The sequence below is a fragment of the Campylobacter sp. 2018MI10 genome (genome assembly GCF_018501175.1).
GTDB lineage: Bacteria > Campylobacterota > Campylobacteria > Campylobacterales > Campylobacteraceae > Campylobacter_E.
On record NZ_JAHCZD010000140.1, the window covers coordinates 1 to 383 of the forward strand.

The window sequence follows — 383 nt, forward strand, 5'->3', positions numbered from 1 at the left end:
GACTTAAGTATTCTACAGAAATTTGGCACTATATTTTAACAGCCATTGGGGTTTGTATTTCTTTTACTTGTTTTTTAAAAGCTTGTGAAAGACTTGAAGTTAGCATTACTTATAGTGTTTTTGTAGGCATTGGCACTATAGGAGTGGTTTTAAATGAAATGTTTATTTTTAATGAGGCTGTTTCTATAATTAAACTTGTGCTTATAGCGATTTTACTTTTAAGCATTATAGCCCTTAAATGGGTAAGCAAGGAAGCTTAGTTATGGAATGGTTTTATTTGTTTTTAGCTACTGCTTGTGAAATTTTTGGTGTGGTGATCATGAAAGAACTTGTAAGCACTAAAAACAAGCTTTACCTTTTGGCTTTGATTGTGTGTTTTGGAT

At 31.3% G+C, this 383-nt stretch carries 2 protein-coding genes; both read left to right on the forward strand.

Translation table 11 applies throughout. The features are described from left to right. On the forward strand, window positions 1-260 hold a 260-nt coding region (locus tag KJR01_RS10035), incomplete at its 5' end, for a DMT family transporter (RefSeq protein WP_214119109.1). Between the two features lie 2 nt (window positions 261-262). Then, window positions 263-383: SMR family transporter (locus tag KJR01_RS10040; RefSeq protein WP_250325193.1), on the forward strand; the 121-nt coding region annotated here is incomplete at its 3' end.